This window comes from Promicromonospora sp. NPDC057488, from assembly GCF_042802395.1.
Lineage (GTDB): Bacteria > Actinomycetota > Actinomycetes > Actinomycetales > Cellulomonadaceae > Promicromonospora.
This window is the reverse complement of sequence record NZ_JBHVEG010000022.1, coordinates 25,619-51,269: the sequence shown is the minus strand read 5'-3', so window position 1 is coordinate 51,269 and position 25,651 is coordinate 25,619. Positions and strand designations below refer to the sequence as shown.

The following is a 25,651-nucleotide window of genomic DNA, read 5'->3' as shown; positions in this document are numbered from 1 at the left end:
GTTCCCTCGATCACAAGCGGGTTAGGACGGGGACACCTCGTCCACACCAGGCAGCTCGTTCGTCGTGGCCAGGCGGCGGTACCAGTGGGCCGAGTCCTTCCACGTGCGCTCCAGCGTGTCGTAGTCCACGCGGATGATGCCGAACCGGCGGTCGTACCCGTAGGCCCACTCGAAGTTGTCGAGCAGCGACCACGCGAAGTATCCGCGCACGTCCACGCCCTGGTCGTGGGCGAGCCCCACGGCCTCGACGTGGTCGTGCAGGTAGGAGACGCGCTCGACGTCGTGCACGCGGGCCACGCCGTCCTCGATCACGACAGTGTCGGCGAACGCCGCGCCGTTCTCCGTGACCATGAGCGGCTGGTCCGGGTAGGTCTCGCGCAGCGAGACCAGCAGGTCCGTGAGGCCGGCCGGCTCGATGTTCCAGCCCATGGCCGTGTAGGGGCCGGGCTGCGGCAGGAACTCGACGTCGTCGGCGGCGATCCACGGGGTGCCCGCGGAGTCCTTGTGGCCGTCGGCCTGCTGCCGCTCCCCCTCGCCGGAGAAGTGCCGCACGCGCGCGGTCGAGTAGTAGTTGACGCCCAGTACGTCGAGCGGCTGCTTCGTGATCTCCAGGTCGCCGTCGTGCACGAACGACCAGTCGGTCACCGAGGCGGTGTTCTCGAGCAGGTCCGCGGGGTAGGCACCGTCCAGGACCGGCCCGAGGAAGGCCCGGTTGGCCAGCGCGTCGACCTTGCGGACGGCGCCCTGGTCCACCGCGGACGACGGGTCGTCCGGCCGGAACACGTGCAGGTTCAGCGTGATCGACGTCTTGGCGGCGTCGCCCAGCACCTCGCGGATCTGCTGCACGGCGAGGCCGTGCGCCAGGTTGAGGTGGTGCACCGCCTGCAGCGCGGCCAGGGACTCGGTGCGGCCCGGGGCGTGCACGCCGGAGCCGTAGCCCAGGTACGCCGTGCACCACGGCTCGTTGAGCGTGGTCCAGACGTCGATGCGGTCGCCGAGCTCCTCGGCCATCCGCCGCGCGTACTTCGCGAAGGCGTACGCCGTCTCGCGGTTGGTCCAGCCGCCGGCGTCCTCCAGCTCCTGCGGGAGGTCCCAGTGGTAGAGCGTGACGACGGGCTTGACGCCCGCGGCGATCAGGCCGTCCACGAGGTCCGAGTAGAACTGGATGCCCTCGGCGTTGAACTCGCCGGAGCCGCCCGGCTGCACCCGCGGCCACGCGATCGAGAACCGGTAGGCGCCCAGGCCCAGGTTCTTGATGTGCTCGACGTCCTCCTGCCACCGGTGGAAGTGGTCGTCGGCGACGTCACCCGTGTCGCCGTTCAGCGTCCGGCCCGGCGTGTGCGAGAACGTGTCCCAGATGGACGGGCCGCGCCCGCCCTCGGTCGCGCCTCCCTCGATCTGGTACGACGCGGTCGCCGATCCCCAGAGGAAATCAGTGGGGAACTTCCGTGCACTCACAGTGCCACCTCTCCCGGGCCGGTGGCCCGAACGGTCTTGCCATCGTTCTCGACGCTCCATTCGCCAGGAGCGTCAGCACTGGTCACGTGCACGACGCCGGACTCGTACCGCACACGGAACGTCGCCGGGGCGCCGGTGCCACCGGGGACCAGGATCTCTTCGTCGAACCCTTCGGGCAGACGGGTGCAGCGTAACGTCACGCCCTCGGCCCAGGCGTAGTCCGGCCGGTCGTCGCGCGCCCCGACCGGCAGCACGGTGCCGGGCCGCACGAGCACGGGCAGGGTGTCGAAGCCGTGCTCCTCGGTGACCCACCGCGACCCGGTGACGGTCCCGGCCAGGCCCGGCGCGGCGACGTCGGGCAGGCGGGTCCACTCCCCCTCCGGCAGGTAGTACTCCGCGCGGGACTCCCCGAACACGGGCGCGACCAGCAGCGACGACCCCAGCATGTACTGCGTGTCCACGGTGGCGGCGGTCCGGTCGGCCGGGAACTCCAGCACCATCGGCCGCATCACGGGAAGCCCCGCCCCGGCGGCCTCGGCACCGGCCCCGCCGAGGTACGGCATGAGCCGCATCTTCAGCCGGGTGAACTTGCGCGTGACGTCGACGGCCTCGTCGTCGAACGCCCACGGGACGCGGTACGAGCTCGACCCGTGCAGGCGCGAGTGCGAGGACAGCAGGCCGAACGCCGTCCACCGCTTGAAGACGGCCGGGTCGGGCGTCCCCTCGAACCCGCCGATGTCGTGGCTCCAGTAGCCGAACCCGGACAGCGACAGCGACAGGCCGCCGCGCAGGGACTCCGCCATGGACACGAACGTCGACTCGCAGTCGCCGCCCCAGTGCACCGGGAACGCCTGGGTGCCCGCCGTGGCGGACCGGGCGAACAGCACGGCCTCGCCCGTGCCCCGCTCCTGCTCCAGCAGGTCGAAGACCGTCTTGTTGTAGAGCGAGGCGTAGAAGTTGTGCATGCGCTGCGGGTCGGACCCGTCGTGCCAGACGACGTCGGTGGGGATGCGCTCCCCGAAGTCGGTCTTGAAGCAGTCCACGCCCTGGTCCAGCAGCACGCGCAGCTTGTCCTGGTACCAGGCGGCGGCCTCGGGGTTGGTGAAGTCGACCAGCGCCATGCCGGCCTGCCACTTGTCCCACTGCCAGACGTCGCCGTCGGCCGTGGTGACCAGGTAGCCCTTCTCCGCGCCCTCCTTGAACAGGTGGGAGCGCTGGGCGATGTACGGGTTGATCCAGACGCAGACCTTCAGGCCGCGGTCGTGCAGCCGCTCCAGCATGCCCTCGGGGTCCGGGAACGTGGCCGGGTCCCACACGAAGTCGCACCAGTGGAACTGCCGCATCCAGAAGCAGTCGAAGTGGAAGACCGACAGCGGGATGTCCCGCTCGGCCATGCCGTCGACGAAGCCCATGACCGTGGACTCGGAGTAGTCCGTGGTGAACGACGTGGACAGCCACAGCCCGTACGACCAGGCGGGGACGACGGCGGGCCGCCCCGTCAGGGCCGTGTACCGGCGCAGGATCTCGGCCGGCGTGGGCCCGTGGATCACGTAGTACTGGAGCGTCTGCCCCGGCACGGAGAACTGCGTGCGGCTGACCACCTCGGAACCCACCTCGAACGAGACCTTCTCCGGGTGGGCCACGAACACGCCGTAGCCGCGGTCGGTCAGGTAGAACGGCACGTTCTTGTAGGCCTGCTCGCTCGCGGTGCCGCCGTCCTCGTTCCAGACGTCGACGCTCTGGCCGTTCTTCACGAACGCGCCGAACCGCTCGCCCAGCCCGTAGACGTGCTCGCCCACGGAGAGCCCGAGCTGCTCGTGGACGAAGTCGCCCTCGGGCGTGCTGGCCAGCCCCACGCTCCGGGCCGACGACGTGGTGAGCACCTCGCCGCCCGCCACGAAGTCGACCTGCCACTCGCCGTCGGTGGACACCCGGGCCGTGAGGCCGCCCGAGGTGAGCTCGGCAGCGCCCTCGCCCGGAGCTGCGGGGGTCACGACCTTGACCACGCCCGGCTCCCGGTTGACCGCGAAGTGCGGCCCGGGGTCGCGGCGGCCCTGGTGGTGCTCGATGCGGACGCCGATGACGTCGTCGGCCGGGGCGTCGAACGTGACGGTCACGAGCGGGCGGTTCAGGGTGTCGCCGCGCTTGGTGATCGGCGCGGTGGGCGCGTACACGGTCAGCGTCTCGTCGCCCGCCTCGACCGAGTCGATGTCGCGGGGGCGGAGCACCTCGACGCCGGGGCGCAGCTGCCAGTAGCCGTCGGTGAATCTCATGCGTGGGGCCTCACTCGTCTCTGGATGGCCGGGTGGTGGGACGGGGTCACTTGACCGCCCCGGCGGTCACGCCCCGGGTCAGGGTGCGCTGGAAGATCAGGAAGAAGATGACGGCCGGCACCAGCGACACGAGCGAGCCCGCGTTGATCGTGGGCGCGTCCATCATCCGGTCGCCCTGCAGGGACGCGAGGGCGATGGGGATGGTCTGGGTGTCGTTGCTGGTGAGCATGACCAGCGGGATGAAGAACTCGTTCCAGGTCCAGATGAAGAAGAAGATCATCAGCACCGAGAGCGTGGGCCGCACGATCGGGAACACGACCTGCCAGAGGATGCGCCAGCGGCTCGCGCCGTCCAGCGCGGCCGCCTCCAGCAGCGCGGGCGGGAACGTGCCGAGCACCGAGGAGAGCAGGTAGGTGCCGAACGCCGACTGGATGACGGTGAAGATGATGATCACCGACCACTGCGAGTTCGACAGGCCCACGGACTGCGCCATGGTGAACAGCGGGTAGATCAGCGCCTCCTGCGGCAGCATGTTCGCGAGCAGGAACAGCGCGATGATCCACAGCCGCCCCTTCACCCGGCCGATGCCGATCGCGTACGCGTTCAGCAGCGACAGCAGCGCGCCGCCCACGGCCACGAGGGCCGAGATGAACACCGAGTTCCAGAGCTTGACCGGGAAGTCGGTGCGCTCCCAGAAGGCGACCACGCCGTCCAGGTAGAGCGACGACGGCAGGGACAGCGGCCCGTTCGCCGCGTAGTCCTGCGGCGACTTGAAGGCGTTGAGCAGCATGATCCCGAACGGTGCGAGCACCGCGAGCCCCACGAGGACCGCGGCGGCCAGGACGAGCCAGCGGCCGGCGCCCCGGCGGTACCGGGAGTCGACGGCGGTGGCCCGCAGCTGCGCGGGCCGCGGGTCGGTCGCGACGGCCATGTCAGATCCCCTCCCTCTCACGTCGTTCGGCCCGGTTCTGCAGGCCGAGGATGATCAGTGCCACGGCCACGATCACGAGCGTGAGCACGGTGGCGATCGCGGACCCGTAGCCGACCTGGGACTTGTCGAAGAAGTTCAGGTACGAGTAGTAGCTCGGCACGAGGGTCGAGCTCTCGGGCCCTCCGCGCGTGAGCACGTAGATGGGCCCGAACACCTTCAGGGCCGCGACGGTGCAGGTCAGCGTCACCACGAAGGTCTCGGGGCGGATCTGGGGCACGGTGATGGCCCGGAACCGGTCCCACCAGCCGGCGCCGTCCAGCTCGGCCGCCTCGTAGAGCTCCGGGTCCACGCGCTGCAGGGCCGCCATGAAGATGACCACGGGGTAGCCCATCTGCACCCAGATGAGCACGAGCATCACCGAGGGCAGCGCCGTGCTCGGGTCACCCAGCCAGTTCGGCGGCGTCTCGACGCCGAGCCCGCGCAGGATCACGTTCAGGGCGCCGGTCTGGGAGTTCAGGATCCAGTTCCACAGCACGCCCGCCACGGCGACGGGCAGGATCTGCGGCAGGTAGTACGTGGCGCGCAGCACCGACGAGACGCGCTCGCCGAACCGCCGACCGAGGTAGTCGAAGAGCACCGCCGCGAGGACCAGGCCCAGCAGCGTGGGCACGAGCACCATCGCGACGATCATCGCGAGCGAGTTGCCGAACGACGTCCAGAACTTGTCGTCGCCCAGCAGGTCCACGTAGTTGCCCAGCCCGTTCCAGCGCAGCGGCGCCATGCCGCCGCGCCACTTGAACAGGCTGAAGTACACGTTGGTCAGCAGCGGGTAACCGATCACGACGCCGAACGCGACCGCGCCGGGCAGCAGGTAGGGCAGGTACCCCACCCACTGCGGCCGACGACGGCGCGTCCCGCGCGGCGCGCGCGGGCGGGTGTCCGCCCGCGAGCGCCGTTCGGTCAGGGCGGTGTCAGCCATCGAGCAGGTCGGCCTTGCCCTCGTCGTACGAGCTCTGCAGCCCGTCGAGCACCTCGTCCGGCGTCTTGGACCGGTTGACCAGGGACTGCAGCTCGCTGACGATCACGTCGTAGTAGCCGGCCACGGGCCAGTCGGGGTAGTACGCGAGGCCGTCCTGGTCCAGGATCGCCTGGAAGTTCTCGGTCAGCTCACGGGTGCGCTGGTCCTCGATCACGGAGGGGTCGCCGGCCACGGGCAGGCCGCCCTCGGTGGCCAGGACGTTCTGCACCTCGGGGCGCAGGGTGATGTCGATGAACTCCTCGGCCAGGCTCGGGGAGTCGGCGTTGGCCGGGACCACCCAGAGGTTGCCGGACGAGCCGGTGTGCAGCGTGTTGCCGGGGAAGTTGAACTGGCCCCAGTCGGCCTCGGTCTCGGCGGCGAGGCGGCCGAACCACCAGGAGCCGCTGACCATGAGCGGGTAGGTGCCGTCGATGAACGAGACGCCCATGTCCTCGGCGGTCAGGGCCGCGGAGTCGGAGGCGATGTAGCCCTTGTCGATCCACTCGTCGAGCTTCTCCGTGGCCTGGGTCATGGCGTCGTTGTGGAAGTCGACGTCGTTCGCGAAGAGCTGGTAGTCGTCCACCAGGGCGCGGTCGCCGTAGGCGAGGACGAGCTCGTACCAGAGCTGGCCCAGCGGGTACTCGGCGCCGGCCTCGGCCAGGGGCGTGATGCCCTCCTTCTTGAAGGCCGCCAGCACGTCCTCGAACTCGTCGAGGGTGGTCGGCACCTCCAGCCCGAGGTCGGCGAGCATCTCCTTGTTGTAGTAGACGCCCACGAACTCGCCGTAGTTCGGCACCCCGTACCACTCGCCGGAGCCCATCAGGCCCTGCTCGTCGTAGGTGGCCGTGGTCGCGAGCGAGCCGGACAGCTTCTCGTCCCAGCCGCGCTCGGTGGCGGCGTCGGTCAGCGGGGCGAGCAGGCCCTGCGCCGCGAGCTGGCCCGCGGTCGCGTTGCCCTTGTTGAACTCCATGACGTCGGGCACGTCGTCGCCCGTGAGCACGATCTTGGCGTTCTTCTGGATCTGCTCGAACGTCTGCTTCTCGACGTCGACCGTGACGTCGGGGTTCTCCTCCTCGAAGATCTCGATGGCCTTGGCCCAGGCCTTGCCCATCGCCGAGTCCTCGTTCTCGTAGTGCCAGATCGTGAGCGTGCTGTCGTCGGTGTCGCCACCGCCGGCGCCGCTCTGGCCGGTGCAGCCGGCCAGCGCCATGGCGCCCGCCATCGCGGCTGCCACGACTGTCATCGTCCGCTTGTGCCTCATCGCATCTCCTTGGTCGCGTCCGGACTCCCGCGTCCGGATCGTCGAAGCGTTTCAACACGCTAAACCCAGGCTCTTGCGTATGTCCAGTGCCATCTTCGGCAAGAGGGGCTACTCTTTTGTCGAAGCGCTTCCCCTACATGCGGCACACTGGTGTGCCCGGCACCGCGCACGACCTGCACCGGGACCAGGACACTTCACCCGGGCAGATGACCGGTACCGACTCGAATGGAGCACCGTGGCTACGATCGACGACGTCGCGAGGACGGCGGGGGTCTCGACCTCGACCGTGTCGTACGTGCTGTCCGGCAAGCGGCCCATCTCCGCGCCGACCCGGGCCCGGGTCGAGCGCGCGATCGAGAAGCTCGGCTACCGGCCGCACGCCGGCGCGCGGGCGCTCGCTTCCTCCCGGACCAACGTCATAGCGCTCATGGCGCCGCTGCGCGTGGGCGTGAGCGTGCCGGTCATCATGCAGTTCGTGGCCGGCGTCGTCACCCGGGCGCGGGACTTCGACCACGACGTGCTGCTGCTCACCCAGGACGACGTGAGCGGCCTGGACCGCGTGACCGGCGGCTCGATGGTGGACGCCCTGGTCATGATGGACATCGAGGCCGACGACCCGCGCGTGCCCCTGGTGGCCGCCGCCAAGCAGCCCACCGTGCTCATCGGCCTGCCGCAGGACCCGGAGGGCCTGAGCTGCGTGGACCTCGACTTCGAGGCCGCGGGCCGGCTCGCCGTGCGGCACCTCGCGCAGGCCGGGCACTCCGACGTCGCGCTCATCGGCTCGCCGCCCGAGGTGCTGCGGCGGCACACGTCGTACGCCGAGCGGATGATGCGGGGCCTGCGCGACCAGGCCCGCAGCTCGGGTGTGACGGTCAAGGTGGAAGCCTGCGACTCGTCGCCGGCGGGCGCCGCGACCGCCGTGGACGCGCTGCTCTCGACCGCCCCGGACACCACGGGCATCGTGGTGCACAACGAGGGCGCTCTCCCCCACGTGCTGGCCCGGCTCGCCGAGCGCGGCCTTGTGGTGGGCACCGACATGTCGGTGGTGGCGGTCTGCCCGAGGGACGTGGCGCTGTCCCAGCGCATCCCGATGACCAGCATCGACCTGCCCGCCGAGGACATCGGCAAGGTGGCCGTGGACATGGTGATGGCGCGCCTCGAGGGCGAGCAGCCGTCCGAGACGAGGCTGCTCGCCCCCGTGCTGACCGAGCGGGACAGCTCGGCGCCCGGCCCCGCCGCCGACGTCGGCTGACGGCGGGAGCGGGCCGCCGCTCATCCCTTGATGGCCCCGAAGATCACGCCCTTCGTGAAGTGCCGCTGCACCAGCGGGTAGACGACCAGGATCGGCACGATCGCCAGCACCATCACGGCCATCTTCACCGGCAGCCCGGTCACGGCGCCGTCGGCGACGTCGACCTGGCCCACGCCGCTGCCTGGCAGCGTCACGCCCTGCAGCACGTAGGACCGCAGCACGAGCTGCAGCGGCCACTTGGCGTTGTCGTTGATGTAGAGCATCGCGTTGAAGAACGCGTTCCAGTAGCCGACGCCGTAGAACAGCGCGACCACCGCCACGACGGCCTTCGACATGGGCAGCACGATCTGCCCAAGGATGCGCCAGTCCCCGGCGCCGTCGATCCGCGCCGCGTCCGTGATGGACCGGTCGATCCCCATGAAGAACGCCCGCAGGATGAGCACGTTGAACGCGCTCACGGCGCCCGGCAGGATGAGCGACCAGTAGCTGTCGATCAGCCCCAGGTTGCTCACCAGCAGGTACGTCGGGATCATCCCCGCACCGAAGAACATGGTGATGAGGAAGACGAACAGCAGCGGCCGGTGGGCGAAGGAGCCCGGCCGGCTCAGGCCGTACGCCCCCAGCACGGACACCGTGGTCGACAGCACCGTGCCGACCACGGTGATGCCGATGCTCACGATCGTGGCCCGCGTGACGATCCCGCCGGACAGGATCTGCTCGTAGGCCGCGAACGTCAGGCCGCCCGGCACCGTGACCAGGCCGCCGGACCGGGTGATGTCGGCCTGCGTGGACAGGCTCGTCAGCACCACCGTGTACAGGGGGTAGACGACCGTGGCCACGATGAGCAGCAGCGCCACCCCCTTGACCACGAGCCCCAGCGGGTTGGGGTCCTCCTCCCAGACCGGGCGGTTCCGGCCGCGCAGCAGGGCGCGGTACCGGCTCGGACCGCGCGCGGGCTGTCGCGGCCGGTCCGCCGCGGGTGTCGCCGGTGACGGCGGCGCCGGCCGCGTCGTCGTCCCGGTCTCGTTCTCGATGTCGGCACTCATGCGCGCTGATACACCCCCGCCTCGCCCACGAGGTGGGCGAGCTTGTTGGCCCCGAGCACCAGGGCGAGCGAGACCAGGCCCTTGATGAGCCCCGCGGCAGCCGCGAAGGCCCAGTCGCCGTTGACGACGCCCTGGTAGTAGACGAACGTGTCGAGCACCTCCGCGACGTCGGTCCCGACGGCGCCGCGCTGGAGGATGAGCTGCTCGAACCCGACCGTGAGCGCGTCGCCCAGCCGCAGGATCAGGAGCAGGACGATCACCGGGCGCAGCGCCGGGAGCGTGACGTGCCACATCCGCCGCCACCGGCCCGCGCCGTCGACCACCGAGGCCTCGTAGAGCTGCGGGTCGACGGTCGCGAGCGCCGCGAGGAAGATGATGATGCCCCAGCCGGCGTCCTTCCAGACCGACTGCGCGGTGATGAGCAGCAGGAACGTGTCGGGGTTGGTCATCAGGTCGAAGCCCGAGTACCCCGCCTCCCGCAGCCGGGTCGCCACCATCCCGGCCCCGCCGAAGATCTGCTGGAAGATCGTCACGACGATCACCCAGGAGAAGAAGTGCGGCAGGTACACGATCGACTGGATGGTCGTGCGCAGCCCCGGGGACAGCACGCTGTTCAGGAGCAGCGCGAGCACGATCGGCACCGGGAAGAAGAACACGAGCTGGAACGCGGTGATGACCAGCGTGTTCGTCACGGCGTCGAGGAACAGCGGGTTGGTCAGCACGCGCGCGAAGTTGGCCCACCCGATGAACGGGCTCTCGCGGATGCCGACGTACGGCGAGTAGTCCTGCCAGGCCACCACGTTGCCGAGCATGGGCACGTAGGCGAACACGGCCAGCAGCAGGACGGCCGGGGCCACCATGATCAGCAGCGAGCGGTCGCGCCGCGCCCGGACGGTCCAGGGGATCCTGCGCCGGGGCGGGGCGCTCGGTGAGCTCGTGGCGGTCACTGCTCGTCCAGGATGCCCTGGTAGAACGCCCGCAGCTCCTCACCGCCGGAGCTGGTCCACGTCGCCACGGCCTCGTCGAGGTCCGCCAGGGACTTGCGCCCGCGCGCGATGTCCTTCTCGAGGTCCACGAACGGCGTGCCGAGGGACGCGAACTGGGCAGGCTCCGTGATCTGCTTGCCGTAGAAAAGGGGCTCCTCCACGTACTGGGAGGCGTCCGCCATCCACGTGCAGTAGGCCTCGACGTAGCCGTCGTACTGCACCTGCGCGTTCACCTTGGGCGGGTCCACCAGGAAGATGTACGACGGCGCCACGTCGTCGGCCGCGGCGTCGGTCGCCTGTGGCAGGCCGTCGCCGTCGATGTCGTAGTGCTCGCCCTCGACGCCGAAGTTGACGAGCTGGAACTCCGTGGTGCCGAACGGCGAGGCGAGGAAGTCCGCGGCCGCCAGCAGCTCCTCGATCTGCGCCTTGTCGTCCCGCTTCTTCAGGAACGAGAACATGTCCGCCGGGGCGCCCTTCCAGACCCGCGGCGTACCGCCGTCGTGGGCGAACGGGGCGAACGGCCGCGGGTCGAAGTCCGGGTTGCTCGGCAGCACCCGGCCCAGGGACTCGTGCCAGCCGCCCACGCCGTCGTTCACGATGAGGATCTCCCCCGACTCGAAGAGGGGCTTCATCTCCTCGGGCTTGTCGGCCACGGCCGTCGGGTGCACCGCGCCCGACTTGTACAGCCGCGCCTGCCAGTCCAGCGCGGCGCGGTACTCCTCGGACTCGACGCGGTGGACCAGCGAGCCGTCGTCGGCCAGCTTCCAGCCCTTCTCCGGGGGCACCGCGAACATCATGTTCGCCGTGATCCACTGGTCGGCCGAGCCCCAGCGCTTCTTGGCCGGGTCGGTCAGCTCCTTGGCGAGCTCGATGAACTCGTCGGCGTCCTTGGGCTGCTCGGTGATGCCGAGCTCCGCGAGGATGTCGGCCCGGTAGAACGTCGCGAGGTGGACCAGCTCGCCCGGGAACGGCAGGCCGTAGAGCTTGTCGTTGAAGACGCCGAAGCGCCAGGCGTCCGTGGGGATGTTGGCGAGGTTCTTGTACTTCTTGACGTTGTCGCCGGACAGGTACGGCGTGAGGTCCTCGAAGAGGGCGTCGACGGCCTGGGCGAACCGCGGCGGGAAGTTCCAGGTGGGCACGCAGACCCAGTCGGGCACGTCCTTCGCCGAGGCGAGCACGGCAGCGAGCTTGTCGCCGTAGGTGTTGCCGTCGGAGATCTGGAACTCGACGGTGGTGCCCATCGCCTCGCTCACCGCGTCGAAGTACGGGTTGCCGGACGTCTTCGGGATGGCGCTCCACAGGGGTGTCATCGCCGTGTACGTGCCGCCCGACCCGGGCGCCGTCTCGAAGGCCGTGACCAGCTCGTCGGGGATCGAGGCGTAGCCGGCGGTGGAGCCGTTGACGGACGGGAAGTCCGGCTTCACGTACTCGACCGGCACATAGGTGGGCAGCACGCCCGAGCTCACGGTGGCGCCGCCCTGCGCGGGACCCGCCCCGCCGGTGGTGCAGGCGGTGAGCAGGGACGGGACGCCGACGACGCCGGCGCCGACCGCGAGGAAGCCGAGGAACGACCGGCGGCTGAGCCCGCCGGTCAGGTGGGGTGCTGTCATGGCTCTTCACTCCTTTGTGGACAGCGCGGCACGTCTGTGTGCCCGGACACGATGGCGGATCACGCGGTTCAACGTCGAAGCGCTTCGACCTACATCGCTGCCAGAACAGTAGGGCAAACCTTGAACATGAGGCAATGATTCGCCCCAATTGGGCAATTGATCATTGAACCGTTTCGAGGGTTTGGCCTACTCTTCGACCCGACGCCGCAAGCCCTGCGCCGCAAGCCCGACCCGACGCCAGAGGGAGCACGACGACGTGCCGAACCAGACGCAGCCCCTGTTCCGCGACCCCGCCGCCGGCCTGGCCGACCGGGCCCGCGACCTGCTGGACCGCCTCACCCCCGACGAGCGGCTGAGCCTGCTGCACCAGCACCAGCCCGCGATCGAGCGGCTCGGCCTCGCGGCCTTCCACACCGGCGCCGAGGCGCTGCACGGCGTCGCGTGGCTCGGCCGCGCCACCGTGCTACCGCAGCCGGTCGGGCTGGGTGCCACCTGGGACGCCGACCTGCTCCGCCGGCTCGGCGACCTCGTCGCCACCGAGCTGCGGGCCAAGCACGCCGCGGACCCGGCCGTCTCCCTGAACGTCTGGGCGCCCGTCGTGAACCCGCTGCGGCACCCCGCCTGGGGCCGCGGCGAGGAGGGGTACGCCGAGGAACCGCGACTCGTCTCCCACCTCGCGACGGCGTACTGCGCCGGGCTGCGCGGGGACCACCCGACGGTCTGGAAGACCGTCCCGGCCCTCAAGCACTTCCTCGGGTACGGCAACGAGACGGACCGCTCGGCGACGTCGTCCAACCTGTCCGAGCGGACGCTGCACGAGTACGAGCTGCCGGCCTTCCGCGGACCGATCGAGGCGGGGGTCGCCGGCGCCGTGATGCCGTCGTACAACCTGGTCAACGGGGTTCCCGCGCACACGTCGGGCGACCTGCTGGCCGAGCTGCGCTCCTGGGCGCCCGGTTCGGTGGCCGTCGTCTCGGACGCCGGCGCGCCCACCTTCCTGGTCACGATCCAGCGGGCGTACGCCTCCCACGCGCGGGCGCACGCGGCGGCCGTGCGCGCGGGCCTGGACTCCTTCACCGACAACGACACCGACCCGTCGGTCACGCTGGACCGGCTGCGCGAGGCGCTGGCGGCCGGCCTGCTGACGCAGGACGACGTCGACACCGCGGCACTGCGCCTGCTGGAGCTGCGCCTGCGCACGGGCGAGCTGGACGGCGCCGCCGACCCGTACGCGGGCATCGGGCCCGACGCGATCGACCTGCCGGAGCACCGCGTCCTGGCGCGCGAGGCGGCGGCGAAGTCCGTGGTGCTGCTGCGCAACGACGGGACGCTGCCGCTGGGTGCGCCGGGGCGCGTCGCCGTCGTCGGACCGCTGGCCGACCGGGTGCTCACCGACTGGTACTCCGGCACCCCGCCCTACGCCGTCTCGCTCGCGCGCGCCGTCGCGGACCGCTACCCCGACGCCGTCGTGGACGTCGCCGACGGCGCGGACCGGGTGGCGCTGCGGGCGACGTCGTCGGGCCGGTACGTGAGCATCGACGCCGAGGGCGGGGTGACGGTCTCGGCCGCCGACGCCGGTGCGGCGGCCCACCTCGACGTGACCGACTGGGGCGACGGGGTCCTCACCCTCCGCTCGGTCGCCTCGGGGCGGCTCCTGACGGGCGCCGGCTGGATCCTTGCGGCCGACGCCGAGCGGGTCGGCGGCTGGGTGGTGCAGGAGTCGTTCCGCCGGCACCACCACGCGGACGGCACGTGGTCGCTGCTGCACGTCGCGAGCGGGCGGTGGCTGCGGGTGCAGCTCGGGTCGGGGCTGCTGGTGGCCGAGGCCACGCGGCTCGCGGACGCCGAGCGGTTCGCGTGGCGCACCGTCGCCTCGGGGCAGGCCGAGGTCGCACGCGTCGCGGCCGCCGCGGACGTGGTGCTCGTGGCCGTCGGCAACGACCCGCACCTGGGCGGGCGCGAGACCGAGGACCGGACGTCGCTCGCGCTGCCGGAACCGATGGCGGAGCTCTGGCGGGTGGCGCGCGAGGCGTGCCCGGCGGCGGTGCTGGTGGTGACGTCGTCGTACCCGTACGTGCTGGGGCCGGGCGTGCTCGACGGGCCGCGGGGCGCGCTCGTCTGGGCGGCGCACGGCGGGCAGGAGGCCGGAAACGGCCTGGTGGACGTGCTGTCCGGGGGCACGGAGCCGTACGGCCGGCTCGCCCAGACGTGGCCGGCCGACGAGGCACAGGCCGGCGACCTGTTCGACTACGACGTGGCCCGCCAGGGCGTCACCTACCGGCACCTGGCGACCGAGCCCGCGTTCTGGTTCGGGCACGGGCTGGGCTACACCACGGTCGGCTACGAGGGCCTGCGGCTGGTCCGATCCGGCCCGGGCGGGGACAGGGACGGCGGGGACAGGGACGGCGGGACCAGCGCCGTCGTCTCGGTGCGCAACACCGGCGAGCGCCCGGTGGACGAGCTCGTCGCCGTGCACGGCCTGTCGCCCGACCTGCCGGTTCCCGCGGCCCGGCGGCAGCTACTCGGGTACGCGCGGGTGCGGCTCGCCCCGGGCGCGGCGGCCGAGGTGCCGGTCCCGCTGGACCTGGGCGCCCTCGCCGTCCGGCACGACGGCGCGATGGTGCTGCAGCCCGGCACGTACACGGTGGCGTCCGGGCCGTCCGCCGGGGACCTGCGGGTGCGGGCCGAGCTGGCCGTCAGCTGAGCTCGCGCTCCGCGAACTCCCGGTCGAGGATCGCGAAGACCAGCTCGGTGGACCACACGCCGTCGCGCACGTCGCTCTCGACCAGGCGGGCCTCCTGCCGCATGCCGAGGCGCTGGGCCACGCGGACCGAGCCGAGGTTCTCCTCGTCGATGCGCGCGAACACGCGGTGGAAGCCGTAGGACTCGAACGCGAGCCGGAGCGTGGCCCGGACCGCCTCGGTGGCCAGGCCGTGCCCGCTCACGTCGGGGTGCAGGGCGTAGCCGACCTCGGCCTGCCGGGGCGCGGCCGCCCACTTGAGCATCGTCTCGCCGACCACCTCGCCGTCCGACTCGACGGCGAGCACCTGCACGTCGCCGGCCTCCTCGAACGGGGCGCTGGACCACGTGCGGAGCTTCGTCCGTGCCGTGGCCCGGTCCCACGGCGGCTGGTACATGTACCGCACGACGTCGGGGCTCGAGCGCCAGGCGAGGAACGCCTCGGCGTCGTCCGGGGCGACCGGGCGCAGCGTGAGGCGCGCGGTGACCACGGGCCAGCCGGGGTCCGACCGGTAGGCCCGCACCGGGGTGGCGAGCGCGGGCACGGCGTCGGGCGCGGCGTCGGGTCTGGGGGCGGAGGCGGGCGGCACGGAAGAGGGCACGATCCGACCGTAGCGCCCAGAACCAGGTATGCCACCGGAATTCGGTCGGTACGGCCGGACTGATCGGCGTGTCCCGCCCGGCGGCGCTCAGCGCGCCTCGAACGCCACGCTCTCCCAGCCGGGCGGCACGTCGCGGGGCTCCCACGAGGCGTCGGGCGTCCAGTCCGCCCAGGACTTGTCCCACCAGATCTTCCCGGCGTCGAGCAGGCCGGCGATCCGGGCGCCCTCCGCGCGGATCTGCGCCATGCGCCCGGGGTAGCGGGCGGGGCCTGTCTCCTCGAACTCGACGACGTCCTTGAACTCGTAGGTCTCGGCGTCGGCCGCCCACCAGACGTCCAGCTCGTGGTCGAGCGTGTCGAAGCCCATCGGCGTGCGGCGCGGCGCGTCCTCGAGGTTGAAGTACCAGCCCTGGAACGCGCGCTCGGGGCCGTCCCAGAACAGGAAGATGGAGTGCTCCACCCCGGTCCAGTGCAGCTCGAGGCGGCCGTGACCGCGCCACTGCCTGCTGCCGGCGGCCTTCCACGGGTGCTCCCCCACCGGGAACGTGCCGGCGGCCGGGTAGGCGAGCGGGGTGCCGCCGGGCGTGTAGGTGACCAGCAGGTCGCCGTCGTCCTGCACGCAGACCTGCGGGATCGCGATCCAGGGCTCGCCGCGCATGATCTCGCGGCGCACCACCGTCTGGCCGGGCAGGAAAACTTCAGACGTCATGCGCGGAACGCTAACAGCGGCGCGTTACGCCCCGGCGACATCCACGTTGACACCGTGGCGCAGCACCCGCAGGGGCCGCAGGTCGGCGTCGGTCACCAGGAGGTCGGCGCGCGCGCCGGGCACCAGGGCGCCGACCTCGCCGGTCAGGCCCAGCACTCGGGCCGGCACCGCCGTCGCGGACCGCACGGCGTCGACCAGCGGGACGCCGCCGCGCACCGCGCACCGCACCACGTCGACCAGGTGCGCGGTGCCGCCGGCGATCGGCCCCTCCTCCTCGAGCGCGCCGGGCGCGGCCTGCGGCATCGCGATCCGGGCGACACCCTCGTGCACCACCACCGACATCGGGCCCAGCTCGTAGCTGCCGTCGGCGACGCCGGCCGCGGCCATCGCGTCGGTCACCAGGAGCACCTGGTCCGCGCCGACCATGTCGAACACCGAGCGCACCGTGGCCGGGTCGAGGTGGACGCCGTCGCCGACGAGCTCGACGATCATGTCGCCGCGTGCCGCCGCCGCCAGGCAGGCCGCGATGGGCCCGGGCTGGCGGTGGTGCAGCGGGCGCATGCCGTTGAACAGGTGGGTGGCGGTCATCGGGCCGAGCGGCCGGCGCCCGGCGGTGGGGCCCGCCGCGGCGCCCAGCGCCGCGGTGACCTGCTCGATCAGCGCCTCGGCCTGCTCGGTGGTCCCGTCGGTGTGGCCCAGGGAGGGCAGCACGCCCGCCTCGACCAGCGCCTCGGCGACGCCGCCGGGCCCGGTCACGCCCGGCACCTCGGGGGCGACGGTCATGGTGCGCAGGTACCCGCGGGCGGCCGCGGCCAGGTCGCGAACCAGCTCGACGCTGCCTTCTTGCAGGTCAGCCGGGTTGTGGGCGCCGCGGCGGCGGTAGGACAGGAACGGCCCCTCGGCGTGCAGCCCCTCGATCTCGCCGGCCTCGGCGAGCTCGGCCAGCACGGCCGCCCGCTGCACCAGCACCTCGGGCTGGGCCGTCACGAGCGACGCCACCAGGGTGGTCGTGCCGTGCCGGCGGTGCTCCAGCACGCCCGGCAGGGCCTCGGCGGCCGTCGTCACGTCGGGGAACGACGCGCCGCCCCCGCCGTGGTTGTGCAGGTCGACGAGGCCCGGCAGCACGTACGTCCCGGGCGCCGGGGGCACCTGCTCCAGGGCGGGGCCGTGGCCGGCCTCCAGGGCGTCGACCACGGAGCCGGCGAACTCGACCCGCCCGCCCGAGGCGACCACGACGCCGTCGTCCACCACGGAGGATGCCAGGACCAGCCGACCACGGACGACCACCACTTCGCTCATGCCCGACATCCTGCCATCCGCCGGGCGGCGCTCGGCCGCTCGGCCGGCCGCGGCGGGCCGGCTCGGGGGGCTAGAAGAGGCGCGTCGTGGGGTCGTCGACGCCGCGCATGGCGTCGTAGTCCAGCAGGAGCGTGGCGATGCCACGGTCCTTGGCCAGGACCCGCGCCTGCGGCTTGATCTCCTGGGCCGCGTAGACGCCGCGGACCGGGGCCAGCAGCGGGTCGCGGTTCAGCAGCTCCAGGTACCGCGTGAGCTGCTCGACGCCGTCGATGTCGCCGCGGCGCTTGATCTCCACCGCGACGGTGGAGCCGGAGCCGTCGCGCGCGAGGATGTCCACGGGGCCGATCGCCGTGGGGTACTCGCGGCGCACGAGCGTGTGGCCGTCGCCCAGGAGCGCGATCTGCTCGGCGAGCAGCTCCTGCAGGTGCGCCTCCACGCCGTCCTTCACGAGGCCGGGGTCGATGCCCAGGTCGTGGCTGGAGTCGCTGTGCACGGTGAACAGCTCGACCTCGAGCCGGTCGTCCGACTTGGCGTGCTGGACGGTCCACACCTCGGTGACGCCGCGCTCGGCGGCCTCCTCGGAGGGCTCGCGCACCGCCAGGGTGCACGGGGGGCTCATCCAGTTGAGCGGCTTGTACGAGCCGCCGTCGGAGTGGATGAGCACGCTGCCGTCAGCCTTGACCACGAGCAGCCGCGTAGCCTGCGGGAGCATCGCGGTCAGGCGGCCCGTGTAGAGGGCGGAGCAGTCTGCCACGACCAGCCGCATCAGAGAACCAGATCCTGTCGTCCGGGAGGGGCGGCCTCGAGCCAGGAGGCGAGGCCGAAGTAGTCACCGGCAGCGAGGTCGAGCTCGAAGTCGAGCCCGTCGTACCGGCACTGGACGAGGTAGTGGTCGCCCTGACCACGCTCGTCCGGGTCCAGCGGGGTGCGGCTCGTGACGGTGAGCCGCTCCCGGTACCACGTGCGGGCCGGACGGGGTGACAGCGACCAGCACCGCCACCACTCGATCCGGCCCACCGCGTACTGCGCGATGCCCGGCGTCCAGGAACCCTCGGGGTTTCCGGTCGCCCGGGCACTGCAGTCAAACGATCCGACCCTCCGGGAGAGGGTCCGCAACCGGGAGATCCCGGCCGCGATCACGAGCGCGAGCGCCCCCAGTACCGCTATCGCGATCCATACGACGCCGGGCACGCGCGCTCTCCCTCAGACCAGGGAGATCTCGTCGACCACGAGGGTGACGAGGTTGTTGTCCACGGACATGAAGCCGCCGGTGACCGTAGCCTCCACGGCCGGGCCCGACGTCGTCTCCACCTTGATCGTGCCGGGGCGAAGCACCGCCAGCAGCGGCGTGTGGTTCGCCAGGATGCCGATCTGGCCGTCCGCAGACGGCGCGCTCACCTGGGTCGCCGCACCGCTCCAGACCTTGCGGTCCAGGGACACGAGGTCCACGCTCAGCTCTGCCACGAGAGCTCCTTCCGATGTAGCGGGCGTGCTGCCGCCCCTGCCGGGTTGCCCGAGTCTAAGGGGTCCGGCGGGGCGGCATCACGCACGGGGGGACGTACGAGACCTCAGGCCCCGTACTCCTTCTGGATCCGTGCCCAGTTCTCCTCGAGCATCTCGAGGCCACCGATGTTGTAGAAGGCCTGCTCGGCGATGTGGTCGAACTCGCCGGCGCAGATCTTCTTGAACGCCTCGATGGTCTCGGACAGCGGGACCGTCGAACCCTCCACGTCCGTGAACTTCTTGGCCATGTAGGTGTTCTGGGAGAGGAACTGCTGGATGCGACGCGCGCGCGCCACAACCGTCTTGTCCTCCTCCGAGAGCTCGTCCACACCGAGGATGGCGATGATGTCCTGCAGCTCCTTGTTCCGCTGCAGGATCGACTTCACCTCGGTGGCCACATCGTAGTGCTCCTGGCCCACGTACCGCGGGTCGAGGATGCGCGACGTCGAGGTCAGCGGGTCGATCGCCGGGTACAGACCCTTCGACGCGATCTCTCGGGAGAGCTCGGTCGTCGCGTCCAGGTGGGCGAACGTCGTGGCCGGGGCCGGGTCGGTGTAGTCGTCCGCGGGCACGTAGATGGCCTGCAGCGACGTGATGGAGTGACCACGCGTCGAGGTGATGCGCTCCTGGAGGAGGCCCATCTCGTCGGCCAGGTTCGGCTGGTAGCCCACGGCGGACGGCATGCGGCCGAGCAGCGTGGAGACCTCGGAACCGGCCTGCGTGAAGCGGAAGATGTTGTCGATGAAGAGCAGCACGTCCTGCTTCTTCACGTCGCGGAAGTACTCCGCCATCGTCAGCGCCGACAGGGCCACGCGCAGACGCGTGCCCGGCGGCTCGTCCATCTGGCCGAAGACGAGGGCGGTCTTGTCGAAGACACCCGCCTCGTCCATCTCGGCGATCAGGTCGTTGCCCTCACGGGTGCGCTCACCGACACCGGCGAACACCGACACACCGCCGTGGTCCTGGGCCACACGCTGGATCATCTCCTGGATGAGGACCGTCTTGCCGACGCCCGCACCACCGAAGAGACCGATCTTGCCACCCTGCACGTACGGGGTCAGCAGGTCGATGGACTTGATGCCCGTCTCGAACATCGTGGTCTTCGACTCGAGCTGGTCGAAGGCCGGGGGCTTGCGGTGGATCGGCCAGCGCTCGGTGACCTCGAGCTTCTCGCCCTCGGCGAGGTTCAGGACCTCACCGGTGACGTTGAAGACCTTGCCCTTGGTGACGTCGCCGACGGGCACGCTGATGGGCGAGCCGGTGTCGGTGACGAGCGCGCCGCGGACCAGGCCGTCGGTCGGCTTGAGCGCGATGGCGCGCACCAGGGAGTCACCCAGGTGCTGCTCGACCTCGAGGGTCAGCGTGAACGTGTTCTCGTCCTCGCCCTGGCCCGAGAGGTCGATCTCGACGGTCAGCGCGTTGTAGATGTCGGGGATCGCGTCCTCGGGGAACTCGATGTCCACGACGGGGCCGATCACCCGAGCGACCCGGCCGGTGCCGGGGCCGCTCGTGTGCTCGACCGTGGATTCCACGGTGGTGGCGGTCATGGTTGCCTCGCTTCGGTGGGCCGGAGGGTCCTCCGGCGGGGAGTCTGTTGGTTGGTCAGGACGCCAGGGCGTCGGCACCGGAGACGATCTCGCTGATCTCCTGGGTGATGTCCGCCTGACGGGCCTGGTTGGCCAGTCGGGTGTACGTGCGGATCAGGTCCTCGGCGTTGTCCGTGGCCGTGTGCATGGCGCGCTGCCGGGCGGCCAGCTCGGACGCGGCGGCGTCGAGCAGGGCCGCGTAGATGCGCTGGTCCACGTACCGCGGCAGCAGTGCGTCGAGCACGGCCTCCGGCGACGGCTCGAAGTCGTAGAGCGGCAGGACCTCGTGCTCGCCCGCCTCCACCACGCCCTCGACGACCTCCAGCGGCAGCATGCGCACGACGTGGGGACGCTGGGTCACCATGTTGACGAACTGCGTGGAGACCACGTGCAGCTCGGACACGCCGCCCTCGGACTCGTCCGCGAGGAACTTCTCGAGCAGGGCATGCCCGATCTCCTCGGCGACCTCCGCCGTCGGCCGCTCCGAGCCGTACGTCCACGTCTGGACGGCCTCGCGGCCGCGGAACGCGTAGTACGAGACCGCCCGACGACCGGCGACGTAGAGGAGAACCTCCTTGCCCTCGGCCGCGAGCTGCCGGGTCAGCCGCTCCGCCTCACGGACGATCGACGCCGGGTAGGAGCCCGCCATGCCACGGTCGGACGACACCACGAGCACCGCGGCGCGCTTGGCACCCTCGACCTCCCGCGTGAGCGGGTGGTCGATGTCGGTGTGCGTGGCGACCGCCGAGACCGCACGGGTGATGGCCTGCGCGTAGGGTGCCGCAGCCGCCGTCCGCGCACGGGCCTTGCCGATGCGGGACGCGGCGATGAGCTCCTGCGCACGGAACATCTTCTTCAGCGACTGCGTCGACTTGATCCGTGCCTTATAGACGCGCTGGGATCCACCGGCCACGGGTCAGGCCTTCTTCTTGACGACGACCTGTGCCTGCTCGACGTCGACGGGGCCACCCTCGACCTCACCACCGACGAGCGCGGTGCCGTCGGCACGCTGGAAGCCGGCGCGGAAGTCCTCGACGGCAGCGCTGAGCGCCTCCTCCGTGGCGGGCTCCAGCTTGCCGCTCTCGCGGATCGACGTCAGGACGTCCGTCTTGCGGCGCAGGTGGTCCAGCAGCTCGGACTCGAACCGCTTGACGTCCTCGACGGCGACGTCGTCCAGCTTGCCCTTGGTACCGGCCCACACGGCAGCGACCTGGTCCTCGACCGCGTACGGCGAGTACTGGGGCTGCTTGAGCAGCTCCGTCAGGACGGCGCCGCGCTGCAGCTGCGCGCGGGACGCCGCGTCGAGGTCGGACGCGAACATCGCGAACGCCTCGAGCGAGCGGAACTGCGCGAGCTCCAGCTTCAGCGTGCCGGAGACCTTCTTCATCGCCTTGATCTGCGCGTCGCCACCGACTCGGGAGACCGAGATACCGACGTCCACGGCGGGACGCTGGTCGGCGTTGAACAGGTCGGACTGCAGGAAGATCTGCCCGTCCGTGATGGAGATGACGTTGGTCGGGATGTACGCCGAGACGTCGTTCGCCTTGGTCTCGATGATCGGCAGACCGGTCATCGAGCCCGCGCCCAGCTCGTCCGAGAGCTTCGCACAACGCTCGAGCAGACGGGAGTGCAGGTAGAACACGTCACCCGGGTAGGCCTCGCGGCCCGGCGGGCGGCGCAGCAGCAGCGACACGGCACGGTAGGCCTCGGCCTGCTTCGACAGGTCGTCGAAGACGACGAGCACGTGCTTGCCCTGGTACATCCAGTGCTGGCCGATGGCCGAGCCGGTGTACGGGGCCAGGTACTTGAAGCCCGCGGGGTCGGACGCCGGAGCCGCGACGATGGTCGTGTACTCGAGCGCGCCGGCCTCCTCGAGGGCGCCACGCACGGAGGCGATGGTCGAGCCCTTCTGACCGATCGCGACGTAGATGCAGCGCACCTGCTTGCTGGGGTCGCCGGACTCCCAGTTCGCCTTCTGGTTGATGATCGTGTCGATCGCGATCGCCGTCTTGCCGGTCTGGCGGTCACCGATGATCAGCTGGCGCTGACCGCGGCCGATCGGGATCATCGAGTCGATCGCCTTGATGCCGGTCTGCAGCGGCTCGTGCACCGACTTGCGCTGCATGACGCCGGGCGCCTGCAGCTCCAGGGCACGGGTGCCCTCGGTGGCGATCTCGCCCAGGCCGTCGATGGGGACGCCCAGCGGGTCGACCACGCGGCCGAGGTAGCCCTCGCCCACGGGGACCGAGAGCACCTCACCGGTGCGGCGGACCTCCTGGCCCTCCTCGATACCGGTGAACTCGCCCAGGACGACCACACCGATCTCGCGGACGTCCAGGTTCTGCGCGAGGCCAAGCGTGCCGTCCTCGAAGCGCAGCAGCTCGTTGGCCATCACGCCCGGGAGGCCCTCGACGCGGGCGATGCCGTCCGCGGCGTACGCGACGCGGCCCACCTCCTCGGTGACCGCTTCCTGGGGCTCGTAGGCCTTCACGAAGCTGTCCAGTGCGGCGCGGACCTCGTCCGGCCGGATCGTCAGCTCAGCCATTGATCTTCTCCTGTCGTGGCCGCGAAAGCCGCGGCGGAAGGTTCTTGTTCACGTTTTCAGCCGGCCAGACGACGCTGAGCGTCAGCAAGGCGCGACAGGACGGTGGAGTCGACGACGTCCGCGCCGACCTGGATGCGCAGGCCGCCGACGACGGCGGGGTCCACGGTGACGTTCAGCTGGACGGGCTTCCCGTACGAGCGCTCCAGGAGCGCGCCGAGGCGGTCCTGCTGCTCGCGGGTGAGCACCGTCGCGCTCGTCACGGCGGCCACGAGGCGGTTGCGGCGCTCCGCCGCGACCTCGCCGTACCAGCTGATCGTCTGCACGAACCGGCGGCCACGCAGCGACGACGTCGCGCGCTGCGCCAGGCGCTGGGTCACGGTGTCGACCTTGCCACCGACCAGTGCGTCCACGAGCGCCACCCGGCGCTCCGGAGCCGTCGAGGCGTCGGAGAGAACCTGCTTGGCCTCCCGCTGGCCGACGAGCGACCGGCCGAGTCGGAACAGCTCGTCCTCGACCGTCTCCAGCGCGCCGCGCGCCTCGGCGGAAGCCAGGACGGCGTCCAGGCCGAGGCGCTCGACGGCGTCCGTGAGGTCGGCGTCGCTCGACCAGCGCGCCCGGGCGAGCCCGGACACGAGGTCGACCACGCGCTCGTCGAAGCCGCCCAGCAGGCTGGCCACCAGGCCCGCCTTGGCCTCGCCCTCGCGGGAGGGGTCGGCGAGCGAGCGGCGCAGCGCGGCGGAGTCGTCGAGCGCCGACACCAGGGTGAGCAGCTGCTCACCCAGGGTCAGCGCGTCCGCACCCGCGGCGCGCAGCACCGGCTCGAAGCGCTCCTGCGCCGCAGTCAGCGATGCACCGCTCGATCCCCGCATCACGCCTCCTTGTTGCTTGCCACGGCCTGGCTCGCCTCGAGCTCGTCGAGGAAGCGGTCCACGACGCGCGACTGACGGGCCGAGTCCTCGAGGGACTCGCCCACGATCTTCGACGCCAGCTCGGTCGCCAGCGTGCCGACCTCGGTGCGCAGGGACACGACGGCGGACTGCCGCTCGGCCTCGATCTGACGGTGCGCCGTCTCGGTGATGCGCCCCGCCTCCTCGCTCGCCTTGGCCTTGAGGTCGTTGATGATGGCGGTGCCCTCGGCACGCGCCTCCTCACGAACCTGCGCCGCCTCGGAGCGGGCCTCGGCGAGCAGCTCCTGCTGCTTCGCCAGGGCCTCGTCAGCCGCCTTCTGCGCGGCCTCTGCCTTCTCGATGCCACCCTCGATGAGGGTGGCGCGCTCGTCCAGGATCTTGTTCATCGGCGGCAGGATGAACTTGTAGAACGCCACGGCGATGATCACGAGGACCACCGCCGACCAGAGCAGGTCGTATCCGGCGGGCAGGAACAGGTCGATGCCCTGCGGCTCGTCGGTCTGCGCCGCTACGATGACGGCGCTCGTGTGCGCCGCCATCACTCGAACAGGAAGCCGGCGACGAGACCGAGGAGCGCGAGCACCTCGACGAACGCGACACCCAGGAACATGGTGGCGCGGAGCTGGCCGGCGACCTCGGGCTGGCGGGCCATGCCCTCGATGGTCTTGCCGATCAGGATGCCGAGGCCGATGCCCGGGCCGGTCGCCGCGAGGCCGTAGCCGATCGCGTTCACGTTGCCGGTGACCTCGGCGAGAGTGGTGACGTCCACTTGCGTCTTCCTTCCGTTGGGCGCCGCACCGGGTGGTGCGGCGTCGCGTGGTGTGCGAAGGCGCGTGCTGCGCCCGTCGCGGGTTTTCCAGGTGAAGCTATGCAGCGCCGCCCGGAGGAGCGAGCACCGTCAGTGCTCCTCCTCCAGCGACATGTTGATGTAGACCGCGGCCAGCAGCGCGAAGATGTACGCCTGCAGGAACGCGACCAGCAGCTCGAAGAGCGTCATGAAGATGCCGGCCGGCAGCGTCAGAGCGCCGAAGACCATCAGCCCGCTGCCAGCGGAGTCGATCAGGAAGAACTGCGTGGCGGCGAAGCAGAGCACGAGCATGATGTGACCGGCGACCATGTTGGCCACGAGTCGGACCATCAGCGAGCCCGGCCGGATGATCAGGATCTGCAGCAGCTCGATCGGCGTCAGGATGAAGTAGATCGGCCACGGGACGCCCGGGGGGAACAGGTTCGCCTTGAGGTACCCGCCCAGACCGTGCTTGCGGATGCCGACGGCCCAGTAGGTGACGAACACCCACAGCGCGAGCAGCAGCGGCACACCGATGCGGGAGGTTCCGGCGAGGTTCAGGCCCGGGATCACGCCCGTGAGGTTGAACGCCAGGATCGTCATGAAGATGGTGGTGAGCATGGGCACGAAACGCTTCGCGTTGTCCTTGCCCAGGATCTCCTCGCCGATCTGTACCCGGACGAAGTCCAGCAGGTACTCGACACCGGCCTGGAACCGACCCGGCACCACCTTGGCCCGGCGTGCGGCGATCAGGAAGACCGACAGCAGCACGATCGTGGCGATGATGCGGATGATCCAGAGCCGGTCGATCTGGAAGATGGTGCCTTCGAAGAGGATGCCCGACGGGAAGAAGTCGGCGATCGACGGCGTGTGGAAGCCGCCCTCACCCTCGTGGCCTTCAGTGGCGGCGAGGATTACGGACGTCGCATACGTGGACAGGAGGACTCCCAGGTGGTCATTCGGCCCCGCGCGCGTTTCCCGCTGTGTGGCGGAACGGGCGCGCCGTCGGGCCTGGCCGTCATGGATTCGTCGTAAGCCTAACCTATGTCACATGGGGTTTAGGCCGTAGAACCGCATGACGCGGCCCCTTGTGACTTATTGCGCAACCCCGCGTCAGGTCGTGGGTCGCTCATGAGGCT

At 71.0% G+C, this 25,651-nt stretch carries 23 protein-coding genes; 2 read left to right on the top strand and 21 right to left on the bottom strand.

Annotated features, from left to right (window positions below; all coding sequences use genetic code 11):
- Positions 1-21: 21 nt before the first annotated feature.
- The 5 genes from ACFU5G_RS07065 to ACFU5G_RS07045 are packed head-to-tail and all read right to left on the bottom strand — an operon-like array spanning position 22 to position 6,941.
- Positions 22-1,458, bottom strand: a complete 1,437-nt coding sequence (locus tag ACFU5G_RS07065) for a GH1 family beta-glucosidase (RefSeq protein WP_377242162.1) — start codon at positions 1,456-1,458, stop codon at positions 22-24.
- Positions 1,455-3,731: an alpha-xylosidase gene (gene yicI, locus ACFU5G_RS07060; protein ID WP_377242159.1), complete on the bottom strand. Its 2,277-nt coding sequence runs from the start codon at positions 3,729-3,731 to the stop codon at positions 1,455-1,457. The genes ACFU5G_RS07065 and yicI overlap by 4 nt, the downstream gene beginning before the upstream one ends.
- Positions 3,732-3,777: 46 nt before the next feature.
- Positions 3,778-4,662 carry a carbohydrate ABC transporter permease gene (locus ACFU5G_RS07055; protein WP_377242157.1) on the bottom strand — a complete coding sequence of 295 codons (885 nt, stop codon included), beginning with the start codon at positions 4,660-4,662 and terminating at the stop codon, positions 3,778-3,780.
- 1 nt (position 4,663) lies between these two features.
- Positions 4,664-5,641 carry a carbohydrate ABC transporter permease gene (locus tag ACFU5G_RS07050; protein ID WP_377242155.1) on the bottom strand — a complete coding sequence of 326 codons (978 nt, stop codon included), beginning with the start codon at positions 5,639-5,641 and terminating at the stop codon, positions 4,664-4,666.
- Positions 5,634-6,941, bottom strand: coding sequence for an ABC transporter substrate-binding protein (locus ACFU5G_RS07045; protein ID WP_377242153.1), 1,308 nt, complete (start codon positions 6,939-6,941; stop codon positions 5,634-5,636). Before ACFU5G_RS07045 ends, ACFU5G_RS07050 begins: the two co-directional genes overlap by 8 nt.
- A gap of 235 nt (positions 6,942-7,176) precedes the next feature.
- Here ACFU5G_RS07045 and ACFU5G_RS07040 point away from each other — a divergent pair, with 235 nt between their 5' ends.
- Positions 7,177-8,193 (top strand): LacI family DNA-binding transcriptional regulator, encoded by a 1,017-nt coding sequence (locus ACFU5G_RS07040; protein WP_377242151.1) that lies wholly within the window; start codon positions 7,177-7,179, stop codon positions 8,191-8,193.
- 20 nt (positions 8,194-8,213) lie between these two features.
- Here the strand turns inward: ACFU5G_RS07040 and ACFU5G_RS07035 are convergent, their stop codons facing one another.
- The 3 genes from ACFU5G_RS07035 to ACFU5G_RS07025 are packed head-to-tail and all read right to left on the bottom strand — an operon-like array spanning position 8,214 to position 11,835.
- Positions 8,214-9,239: a carbohydrate ABC transporter permease gene (locus ACFU5G_RS07035; RefSeq protein ID WP_377242149.1), complete on the bottom strand. Its 1,026-nt coding sequence runs from the start codon at positions 9,237-9,239 to the stop codon at positions 8,214-8,216.
- Positions 9,236-10,186: an ABC transporter permease gene (locus ACFU5G_RS07030; RefSeq protein ID WP_377242147.1), complete on the bottom strand. Its 951-nt coding sequence runs from the start codon at positions 10,184-10,186 to the stop codon at positions 9,236-9,238. The genes ACFU5G_RS07035 and ACFU5G_RS07030 overlap by 4 nt, the downstream gene beginning before the upstream one ends.
- Complete coding sequence (locus ACFU5G_RS07025; RefSeq protein ID WP_377242145.1) at positions 10,183-11,835, bottom strand: extracellular solute-binding protein; 1,653 nt, start codon at positions 11,833-11,835, stop codon at positions 10,183-10,185. The genes ACFU5G_RS07030 and ACFU5G_RS07025 overlap by 4 nt, the downstream gene beginning before the upstream one ends.
- Positions 11,836-12,091: 256 nt before the next feature.
- Between ACFU5G_RS07025 and ACFU5G_RS07020 the strand changes: the two genes are divergently transcribed.
- Positions 12,092-14,539, top strand: coding sequence for a glycoside hydrolase family 3 C-terminal domain-containing protein (locus tag ACFU5G_RS07020; RefSeq protein WP_377242143.1), 2,448 nt, complete (start codon positions 12,092-12,094; stop codon positions 14,537-14,539).
- On the opposite strand, the gene ACFU5G_RS07015 is transcribed toward ACFU5G_RS07020, so the two are convergent.
- The 13 genes from ACFU5G_RS07015 to atpB all read right to left on the bottom strand — a co-directional run bounded on the left by ACFU5G_RS07015 (position 14,532) and on the right by atpB (position 25,322).
- A complete protein-coding gene (locus ACFU5G_RS07015) occupies positions 14,532-15,176 on the bottom strand; it encodes a GNAT family N-acetyltransferase (protein WP_377242141.1) in 645 nt (214 codons plus the stop codon). The genes ACFU5G_RS07020 and ACFU5G_RS07015 overlap by 8 nt on opposite strands.
- 87 nt (positions 15,177-15,263) lie before the next feature.
- Positions 15,264-15,884: a DUF402 domain-containing protein gene (locus ACFU5G_RS07010; RefSeq protein ID WP_377242139.1), complete on the bottom strand. Its 621-nt coding sequence runs from the start codon at positions 15,882-15,884 to the stop codon at positions 15,264-15,266.
- Between the two features lie 24 nt (positions 15,885-15,908).
- On the bottom strand, positions 15,909-17,192 hold the full coding sequence (locus tag ACFU5G_RS07005; RefSeq protein WP_377242137.1) for an N-acetylglucosamine-6-phosphate deacetylase: 1,284 nt from the start codon (positions 17,190-17,192) through the stop codon (positions 15,909-15,911).
- Between the two features lie 61 nt (positions 17,193-17,253).
- Positions 17,254-17,949, bottom strand: a complete 696-nt coding sequence (gene nucS, locus ACFU5G_RS07000) for an endonuclease NucS (protein ID WP_377242135.1) — start codon at positions 17,947-17,949, stop codon at positions 17,254-17,256.
- Positions 17,949-18,374 carry a DUF2550 domain-containing protein gene (locus tag ACFU5G_RS06995; RefSeq protein ID WP_020017630.1) on the bottom strand — a complete coding sequence of 142 codons (426 nt, stop codon included), beginning with the start codon at positions 18,372-18,374 and terminating at the stop codon, positions 17,949-17,951. Before ACFU5G_RS06995 ends, nucS begins: the two co-directional genes overlap by 1 nt.
- Positions 18,375-18,386: 12 nt before the next feature.
- A complete protein-coding gene (locus ACFU5G_RS06990; RefSeq protein WP_377242133.1) occupies positions 18,387-18,647 on the bottom strand; it encodes a F0F1 ATP synthase subunit epsilon in 261 nt (86 codons plus the stop codon).
- Positions 18,648-18,751: 104 nt separating this feature from the next.
- Complete coding sequence (atpD, locus tag ACFU5G_RS06985; protein WP_377242131.1) at positions 18,752-20,233, bottom strand: F0F1 ATP synthase subunit beta; 1,482 nt, start codon at positions 20,231-20,233, stop codon at positions 18,752-18,754.
- Positions 20,234-20,288: 55 nt separating this feature from the next.
- Complete coding sequence (locus tag ACFU5G_RS06980; RefSeq protein ID WP_377242129.1) at positions 20,289-21,185, bottom strand: F0F1 ATP synthase subunit gamma; 897 nt, start codon at positions 21,183-21,185, stop codon at positions 20,289-20,291.
- 3 nt (positions 21,186-21,188) lie between these two features.
- Positions 21,189-22,817 (bottom strand): F0F1 ATP synthase subunit alpha, encoded by a 1,629-nt coding sequence (atpA, locus tag ACFU5G_RS06975; protein WP_377220356.1) that lies wholly within the window; start codon positions 22,815-22,817, stop codon positions 21,189-21,191.
- A 56-nt stretch (positions 22,818-22,873) separates the two neighbouring features.
- Positions 22,874-23,686, bottom strand: coding sequence for a F0F1 ATP synthase subunit delta (locus ACFU5G_RS06970; RefSeq protein ID WP_377242127.1), 813 nt, complete (start codon positions 23,684-23,686; stop codon positions 22,874-22,876).
- On the bottom strand, positions 23,686-24,264 hold the full coding sequence (locus tag ACFU5G_RS06965) for a F0F1 ATP synthase subunit B (RefSeq protein WP_377242125.1): 579 nt from the start codon (positions 24,262-24,264) through the stop codon (positions 23,686-23,688). The genes ACFU5G_RS06970 and ACFU5G_RS06965 overlap by 1 nt, the downstream gene beginning before the upstream one ends.
- On the bottom strand, positions 24,264-24,494 hold the full coding sequence (locus ACFU5G_RS06960) for an ATP synthase F0 subunit C (RefSeq protein ID WP_377242123.1): 231 nt from the start codon (positions 24,492-24,494) through the stop codon (positions 24,264-24,266). Before ACFU5G_RS06960 ends, ACFU5G_RS06965 begins: the two co-directional genes overlap by 1 nt.
- 129 nt (positions 24,495-24,623) lie before the next feature.
- On the bottom strand, positions 24,624-25,322 hold the full coding sequence (gene atpB / locus ACFU5G_RS06955) for a F0F1 ATP synthase subunit A (RefSeq protein WP_377242174.1): 699 nt from the start codon (positions 25,320-25,322) through the stop codon (positions 24,624-24,626).
- Positions 25,323-25,651: the final 329 nt, after the last annotated feature.